Origin of the sequence: Saccharibacillus sacchari DSM 19268 (assembly GCF_000585395.1) — a bacterium.
In the GTDB taxonomy this organism is placed as follows: Bacteria; Bacillota; Bacilli; order Paenibacillales; family Paenibacillaceae; genus Saccharibacillus; species Saccharibacillus sacchari.
In genome coordinates this window covers 5,051,377-5,059,327 of record NZ_KK073875.1, presented here as the reverse complement: position 1 = coordinate 5,059,327, position 7,951 = coordinate 5,051,377, and the positions used below count along the sequence as shown (strand labels likewise).

At 54.2% G+C, this 7,951-nt stretch carries 6 protein-coding genes and 6 tRNA genes; 11 read left to right on the top strand and 1 reads right to left on the bottom strand.

Features of this window, described 5'->3' with window-relative positions; genetic code table 11:
• Positions 1–150 precede the first annotated feature (150 nt).
• From SACSAC_RS21905 to SACSAC_RS21880, 6 genes are all read left to right on the top strand, one after another.
• Positions 151–222 (top strand) — tRNA-Glu (locus tag SACSAC_RS21905).
• 7 nt (positions 223–229) lie between these two features.
• Positions 230–305: transfer RNA gene (locus SACSAC_RS21900), tRNA-Val, on the top strand.
• 55 nt (positions 306–360) lie between these two features.
• Positions 361–434 (top strand) — tRNA-Met (locus SACSAC_RS21895).
• A 19-nt stretch (positions 435–453) separates the two neighbouring features.
• A tRNA-Asp gene (locus tag SACSAC_RS21890) sits at positions 454–529 on the top strand.
• A 21-nt stretch (positions 530–550) separates the two neighbouring features.
• Positions 551–625 (top strand) — tRNA-Gly (locus tag SACSAC_RS21885).
• Between the two features lie 7 nt (positions 626–632).
• A tRNA-Arg gene (locus SACSAC_RS21880) sits at positions 633–709 on the top strand.
• 153 nt (positions 710–862) lie between these two features.
• On the opposite strand, the gene fabV is transcribed toward SACSAC_RS21880, so the two are convergent.
• Positions 863–2,050, bottom strand: a complete 1,188-nt coding sequence (gene fabV / locus SACSAC_RS21875; RefSeq protein ID WP_037290346.1) for an enoyl-ACP reductase FabV — start codon at positions 2,048–2,050, stop codon at positions 863–865.
• Between the two features lie 282 nt (positions 2,051–2,332).
• Here fabV and ruvC point away from each other — a divergent pair, with 282 nt between their 5' ends.
• The 5 genes from ruvC to queA are packed head-to-tail and all read left to right on the top strand — an operon-like array spanning position 2,333 to position 7,689.
• A complete protein-coding gene (ruvC, locus tag SACSAC_RS21870) occupies positions 2,333–2,836 on the top strand; it encodes a crossover junction endodeoxyribonuclease RuvC (RefSeq protein ID WP_037293509.1) in 504 nt (167 codons plus the stop codon).
• Positions 2,833–3,456, top strand: a complete 624-nt coding sequence (gene ruvA, locus SACSAC_RS21865; RefSeq protein ID WP_037290343.1) for a Holliday junction branch migration protein RuvA — start codon at positions 2,833–2,835, stop codon at positions 3,454–3,456. Before ruvC ends, ruvA begins: the two co-directional genes overlap by 4 nt.
• A 41-nt stretch (positions 3,457–3,497) precedes the next feature.
• Positions 3,498–4,508, top strand: coding sequence for a Holliday junction branch migration DNA helicase RuvB (gene ruvB, locus SACSAC_RS21860; protein WP_037290341.1), 1,011 nt, complete (start codon positions 3,498–3,500; stop codon positions 4,506–4,508).
• A gap of 24 nt (positions 4,509–4,532) precedes the next feature.
• The gene (locus SACSAC_RS21855; protein WP_037290339.1) at positions 4,533–6,647 is read left to right on the top strand and encodes a SpoIID/LytB domain-containing protein; all 2,115 of its coding nucleotides are present in this window, start codon (positions 4,533–4,535) and stop codon (positions 6,645–6,647) included.
• Between the two features lie 7 nt (positions 6,648–6,654).
• A complete protein-coding gene (gene queA, locus SACSAC_RS21850) occupies positions 6,655–7,689 on the top strand; it encodes a tRNA preQ1(34) S-adenosylmethionine ribosyltransferase-isomerase QueA (RefSeq protein ID WP_037290336.1) in 1,035 nt (344 codons plus the stop codon).
• The last annotated feature ends 262 nt before the right edge of the window (positions 7,690–7,951 follow it).

The window sequence follows — 7,951 nt, the reverse complement described above, 5'->3', positions numbered from 1 at the left end:
TATCATCAACTTTAACTCGATTCAAACTTTCTCAAAGTTTTTTGCGAAAAAGGGTTGACCTTTGGAATGCTCGCATGGTATATTATTTCTTGTCGCCGCGGGCAACACGCTGAAACAAGCGAGACGCAAAACGGACGACATTGACAGTAAGGCCCGTTGGTCAAGGGGTTAAGACACCTCCCTTTCACGGAGGTAACAGGGGTTCGAATCCCCTACGGGTCATATATACGGAGGCTTAGCTCAGCTGGGAGAGCATCTGCCTTACAAGCAGAGGGTCGGGGGTTCGATCCCCTCAGCCTCCACCATGAAGACTTTAGTGACGAAGTCGAACGAATCATGGAACTAAGATTTACACTCTAACGCGGGGTGGAGCAGCTCGGTAGCTCGTCGGGCTCATAACCCGAAGGTCGCAGGTTCAAATCCTGCCCCCGCAATTGCTTTACTTTATGGCCTGGAACCGTGGTGTAGGGGTTAACATGCCTGCCTGTCACGCAGGAGATCGCGGGTTCAAATCCCGTCGGTTCCGCCATTTTTGCTTCAATAATGTTTTGCGGACGTGGCTCAGCGGTAGAGCATCGCCTTGCCAAGGCGAGGGTCGCGGGTTCGATTCCCGTCGTCCGCTCCATTATTTTGCGCCCTTAGCTCAGCTGGATAGAGCGTTTGACTACGAATCAAAAGGCCGGGAGTTCGAATCTCTCAGGGCGCGCCATTTCTTTTAAACTTCAACACCGGATCGAACGTAGAAATCTTGCGTCGATGCCGGTGTTTTTTGTTGTTTTCTTTTTTGAAAAGCAAATCAAAAAACCGCCTTTCTCCTTTTCTGCCGTAAAGGAGAAAGGCGGTTTTTGCTGGATTGGATCAATTAACGCAAATTCGGCATCGGTACGTTCGGATCGGTATCCGCTTCATAATCCACGCCGTCGCTTTCAAAGCCAAACAATTGGAAAAATTCGCGGCGATAGCCTGCAAGATCGGACAGTTCTTCCACGTTGTCCGTACTCAATTCGTTCCAGCGGCGGGTGACTTCGGTCTGAACGTCTTCGCGCATTTCCCAATCGTCGACGCGGATCAGTCCTTTTTCGTCCACTGAAGTTTCTTCGCCGTACAGACGGTCCGCGAACAGACGGTACATCTGCTCGATGCAGTTTTCATGCAGTTCTTTTTCTTTCATGACGCGGTACAGTGCCGAGATATACAGCGGAACGACCGGGATCGCCGAGCTGGACTGGGTGACAAGCGCTTTGTTAACCGACACGAACGCGCGTCCGCCGATGTTGCTCAGGCTTTCTTTCAGCACGTTCGCCGTTTGTTCCAGATCGTTTTTCGCTTTGCCGATTGTACCTTCGCGGTAGATCGCGTGCGTGACTTCCGGTCCGATGTAGGAGTAAGCGACGGTCGTCGCGCCTTGTGCCAGCGCTCCGGCTTCTTGCAGCGCATCTATCCACATTTTCCAATCTTCGCCGCCCATGACCGCGATTGTTTGTTGCACTTCTTCTTCCGTCGCCGGTTCGATCGTCGTCATGGACACTTCGCCCGTATGGAAATTCATCGTTTTATTGCTGTAAGGTGCGCCGATCGGCTTGATCACGGAAGTGAACGTCTCGCCCGTTACCGGATGCGTGCGGCGCGGGGAAGCGACGCTGTAGACGACGAGGTCCACTTGACCCAGTTCTTTTTTGATCAGGTCGATCGTTTGCGTCTTGATTTCGTTCGAGAACGCGTCGCCTACGATGTTAAAAGACTTGACGCCCAGCTTGGCTGCTTCCGCTTCGAATCCTGCTGTATTATACCAACCTGCCGATGCGGTACGCGCGCCTTCCGCCGGTTTGTCGAAGAAGACGCCGATCGTGTTCGCGCCCGCGCCGACAGCTGCCGTGATGCGCGAAGCAAGGCCGTATCCGGTTGAGGAACCGATCACGAGCACGTTGGCCGGTCCGTCGATTTTCTTTTGCGATTTTACGTATTCAACCTGTTTCTCGACTTGCTTGGCACATCCCTCCGGATGAGCGGTGGTGCAGATAAAGCCTCTTGTTTTTGGTTTGATGATCATTGTGATCGTCTCCTTTGTCTGTCGGTATGTAAAAAAAGCTTCGTTTACGCATATCTGTTACCTTAGGAATCTGAAGCGCACAGCCAAATTATACACGAAACGCGTAACGAAGGGGAACTGACGTCATAGGTACGGAAGAGGGCAAAGTTTTTTCCCGGCGAGTACTATTTTTGCTATAATGAACAGAAGGAATACATATGTTCGCTTCCGGCTCAAAATGACGGGGGTGGCGAACTACATTCCATGCAGAATTTTGCCGTTAAAGATAGAGGAGAGATGGATTTGCGCATTTTGGGCATTGACCCGGGCCTGGCGATCGTCGGCTTCGGGTTTGTGGATAAAGAAGGCAATAAATTGACGCCTGTGCAGTACGGAAGTATCCAGACGAAGGCGCATACGCCGGAAGAAGAGCGGCTGCGCGACGTCTACGAAAGCATGGTGCAGCTGATCGATAAATACAAGCCGGACCAGGTAGGCGTGGAAAAGCTGTACTTCAGCCGAAACGTCACTACGGCGCTGCCGGTTGCCCAAGCGCGCGGCGTGCTGCTGCTTGCGGCCGTGCAAAAAGGGATTCCGATCGCGGAATACACGCCGATGATGGTGAAGCAGGCGGTGGTCGGTTACGGCAAAGCCGAAAAAAAACAGGTTCAGGAGATGGTGAAGCTGCTGCTTAAACTGTCTGCGGTGCCGAAACCGGATGACGTGGCGGATGCTTTGGCCGTTGCGATCTGTCATGCTCATTCGGTAAGTTTGAATTCCAAATTAAATGGGGTACTGCGAAAATGATCGATTTTGTACGCGGGCTGGTTGCCCATATGGAAAATGAATATATCGTCGTGGACGTGCAGGGCGTCGGATACCGGGTATTTTGTCCGAATCCGTATGCTTTCGCCGCAAAAGGGTCGTCGGAGCCGGTAACCGTGTACACGCACCATAGCGTACGCGAAGATGCAATCTCGCTGTACGGCTTTTCGACGCGTGAAGAACAGAAGCTGTTTCGTCGGTTGATCGACGTAACGGGGATCGGACCGAGAGTAGCATTAGGCATTTTGGCCGGAGGTTCGCCCGAGAAAGTCGTGTCCGCGATTCAACAGGAGAACGTGACCTTCTTGACCAAGCTACCGGGAATCGGGAAAAAGACGGCTCAGCGCATGATCTTGGATCTCAAAGATCGTCTGGACGGATTTGTTACGCCTTCACTTGGTGGACTTTTCGACAATACCGTTGCCGCGGAAGCGGAAATGGACGGCGGAGGCTGGAAAGAAGCCCGGGAAGGTCTGGAAGTGTTGGGGTATACCGATGCCGAGCTGGATAAGGTATGGATGGAGTTAAAAGAAGACTTAAAACCGGGCGAACCGGTCGATGCGCTGATGAAGCGGGCATTAAAGGTTCTTTATCGGGGCTAAATGAGGTAAAGTAAGGATGAATGGGGAGGAACGGTGGATCTATGGAAGACGACCGCATTATATCGGCCAATCTGATGATGGAAGACCAGGCGGTGGAATTGAGTCTGCGTCCCCGCTATTTGTCGGAATACATCGGTCAGAACCAGGTCAAGGAAAATTTGAAGGTGTATATCGAAGCCGCGAAAATGCGGAACGAGGCACTGGATCACGTATTGCTGTACGGCCCTCCGGGACTGGGAAAAACGACGTTGGCGAATATCATTGCCAACGAACTGGGCGTTAATCTGCGCACGACGTCCGGCCCGGCGATCGAACGTCCGGGCGATCTCGCCGCGCTGCTTACCAATTTGCAAGAAGGCGACGTTTTGTTTATCGACGAAATTCACCGCCTGCACCGAACGGTCGAAGAAGTCATGTATCCGGCGATGGAAGATTCCGCGCTCGATATTATGATCGGCAAGGGGCCCAGCGCCCGTTCGGTGCGTCTCGACCTGCCGCCTTTTACGCTGATCGGCGCGACGACGCGGGCGGGATTGTTGTCGGCTCCGCTGCGCGACCGCTTTGGCGTGGTCAGCAGGCTGGAGTTTTATGGAGTCGAAGAGCTGGCCTTTATCGTTGCGCGCAACGCCGACACGCTCAATGTGGAGATTGTCGGGGACGCCGCCGAAGAGATCGCGCTTCGCGCTCGGGGGACTCCGCGTATCGCGAACCGCTTGCTCAAACGCGTACGGGATTTTGCGCAGGTACGGGGAGACGGAATCATTACCCCGGAGATTGCTTCTGAAGCTTTAACCCGCCTTCAAGTCGATCCGAGGGGGCTCGACAGCATCGACCATAAGATGTTGAAGGCAATGATTCAAAATTTCCGCGGCGGTCCGGTCGGACTGGACACGATCGCGGCGACGATCGGCGAGGAAAGCCAGACGATCGAAGACGTTTACGAACCTTACCTGCTGCAAAGCGGGTTTATCCAGCGCACGCCGAGAGGCCGCGTTGTCACTGCCCAGGCTTATTTACACCTGGGACTGCCGATGCCGGAAGACGGAAAATAATTCGCCTCAAGGAGGAACGCAAGCATGACCAAGCAACGTTCGAACGGAAATTCCGCCAAATGGGGGAAACCGCTGCTTGCAGCGGTTGTGGCATTGTCTTGTTTGCCGCTTCAAGGGCCCGTTCACGCGGCAGAAGCGGATTCAACAGTGCGGGTAGGGCTCTTTTTGAATCTGGGAAGCACGTATAAGCAGACGACGGAGAAAATTACGCTGACCCCGGAACAAGCGGTCGCGATCGGGCAAAAAACGGACACCGGCTACGTGAAGTGGTTTTCGGCTTCTCCCGGAGCGGCTTCTTCGTTCGCGCTGGGCGGTCCGCGCGTTAAACTCGGTGAAAGCAGCGATCTTAAAGCCGTTTCGGCCTTGGCATCCAAACTGAAATCGGGTTCCGACAAACTGTCGGTGTATAAGATCGCGCGTAACGGCCAAGACGTGTATCAGTTGTACGCCGGTCCTTACGCAAGCGACAAAGCGGCGACCGACGCGGCTGCGCGGCTCGGCGCGAATGCTTCCGTCAAAGCGGTAAGCGGGTTGGCTCCGACGGCGGTCGGAACGTTTTCGCTGAACGCGGGCAGCTACGGGACGCAGGCCGCCGCGACAGCGGCTTTGCAAAAAGTGCTGGATGCCGGAGTCGACGGCGTGCTGCGCGTTTCTTCCGTCAATGCCAAAGTCTCGTATGACGTGCAGGTCGGAGAAGCTCTTAGCGCTTCCGCGTTGGACGCGTTGAAAGGTTCGTTTGCCGGCAAGCTGCCCGGTAATGCTTTGTCCGTTGCGGACAGCCCTTCCGCTTCGGCGGCTGTTCGCAACGAAGCGACGGCCGATCTTGTGAACGGGACGACAACGCCTGCTTACGTATTGACGCTCGGCGAGCAGGATCGGATCTGGATCGACGGCACTGCGGACAAAGGCATTCGCGTCGAAGAGCGTTCGAAGCGTTCTTACCGGGGAGATCTGGAGATCGGAATTTACGGCGGACAGCTATTCCTTGTAAACGAACTTCCGATGGAGCAGTATCTCTATTCCGTTGTCGGTTCCGAGGTTCCGGCTTCCTGGCCGGAAGAGTCGCTGAAGGCGCAAGCGGTGGCCGCGCGCAGCTACGCGACCGTACAGACGCAAACGGCAACCAAGTTCAAAGTCGCCGACGTTGTCGACTCGACGTTAAGTCAGGCTTATAACGGCGTAGGCTCCGAAAGCAAGTCGGTTAATGCTGCGGTTGACGCGACATCCGGCGAGATTTTGGAACAAGGGGGCAAAGCAGTCGAAGCGCTGTTCTCTTCCAATGCGGGCGGCGTAACGTCCGATCCGAAGGAAGTATGGAACAGCGGCGGAAGCAATCTGTTTTCCAGCGTTCCTTCCGAATCCGACAGCGCGGCAGCGGCCAATTTGAAAAAATGGTATCATGTAGCGCTCGCGAACGGAACGGTCGGTTATGTGAGAGAAGATAATGTGAAGGACAAAGGAACCGATGCGACCGGATTCCGCAAAATGACCGTAACGGCGCAAAGCACCAAGGTTCGTCCGCTGCCTTTGATTCAAAGCGCGGTGCCGGAGCTGTCGAAAATGAATCCTGGCGACGAAGCATGGGTACTGGAAGTGGTAAGCGAGTCGAGTACGTATGAATGGATTCGCGGACCGTTCACTTCTTCCCAATTGCTCACTTCGCTCAAAGGCCGTACGACGACCAAGCTGCCTGCAACCATCCAGACCATTCAGATCAGCGAACGCGGTCCTTCGGGTCGTGCAACTGAACTTAAAATTAACGGTTCCAAGATCGATGTGAAGTATCCGGATATGTTCCGTTCCGCGCTGAACGGTCTGCCGAGTACATTGTTCGATGTGGTGTCAGCCGATGCCTATACGGTGATCACGAACGCCACGGCTTCTAAAGGCGGGTTGTCGGCGGCGAAGCTTACGGTGGGTGCATCTTCGCACGCCAGCGCATTGAGCCGCAGCCTTGCTTCGGTCGGCACCAACACTTCCGCCGTTTCTTCCGGCACCGGATTCTTCTTCGTCGGGCGCGGAAACGGACACGGACTCGGTTTGTCGCAATGGGGAGCAAAAGGGCTTGCCGACGAAGGCGAGACCTACGAAGATATTTTGCTGCATTATTACAATAACGTAGAACTGATTAAGGACTGAAGAATCCATGAATGTAGAAGATTATGATTTTGAATTACCGGAACGATTGATTGCCCAGACTCCGCTTGCGGAGCGCGCGTCTTCCCGTTTGCTTACGTTGAACAAGCATACGGGAGACACCGAGCACTTGCATTTTTACGACATCTTGGATAAGCTGAACGCCGGCGATACGTTGATTCTAAACGACACCCGCGTAATGCCCGCGCGCCTGCACGGCGTGAAGCCGGAGACCGGCGCCCGAGTGGAACTGCTATTGCTCAAAAATATTGAAGGCGATCGCTGGGAAACGTTGGCGAAGCCCGGAAAGAAAGTGAAAACCGGTGCTGTCTTACGCTTCGGAGACGAACTTGAAGCGGTTGTACTCGAAGAAGGGGACATGGGTGCGCGTATTATCGAGTTCCGCTACGAAGGCATTTTCCAAGAGATTCTCGATCGTCTCGGCGAAATGCCGCTTCCGCCTTACATCAAAGAGCGGCTGGACGATCGCGAGCGCTATCAGACCGTTTATGCCAAGCACGAAGGCTCCGCCGCAGCGCCGACAGCAGGTCTGCATTTTACCGATGAACTGCTGCAACAGCTGAAAGGTAAAGGCGTAGATATCGGTTTCGTTACCCTGCATGTCGGACTCGGCACCTTCCGTCCGGTCTCGGTGGAAAACGTCGAGGAACACGTCATGCACGAAGAGTATTACGAGCTTCCCGCCGAAACCGCGGAACTGATCAACCGCACCCGCGAACGCGGAGGCCGGGTCGTATCCGTCGGCACCACGTCGACCCGCACGCTCGAATCCGCGGCCAGACGCACCATGGACGAACACGGCCGTCTCGGCGCAGACAGCGGCTGGACCCAGATCTTCCTGTATCCCGGCGAAGACCTCAAAATCGTCGACGCCCTGATCACCAATTTCCACCTGCCGAAGTCGACCCTCGTCATGCTCGTCAGCGCCCTGGCCGGCCGCGACAACGTCCTGGCCGCCTACCGCGAAGCCGTAGAACGCGAATACCGCTTCTTCAGCTTCGGGGACGCGATGTTTATTTATTGATTTTTGATAAAGTCTTTTTAATGATCTTTAATTCAGGAGCGAGAGTTTCCTGAAATTCTTGAGAAAATTCGGTTCTTTGAACGACGCATTAGGCGGAGGAAGAAATTCGATGAAATATAGGTTTTCAAAGAAAGCCTACGGTAACACACGTAAAGTGTTGGCCTTTGAACTCGGAAAACATCCTTATTTGAATCCAATCCAGTTTTCCGAGTGAGACAGCGTCTTGAATGAATTTCTTTCGTAGCCGTTCTGCTTGTTCTGC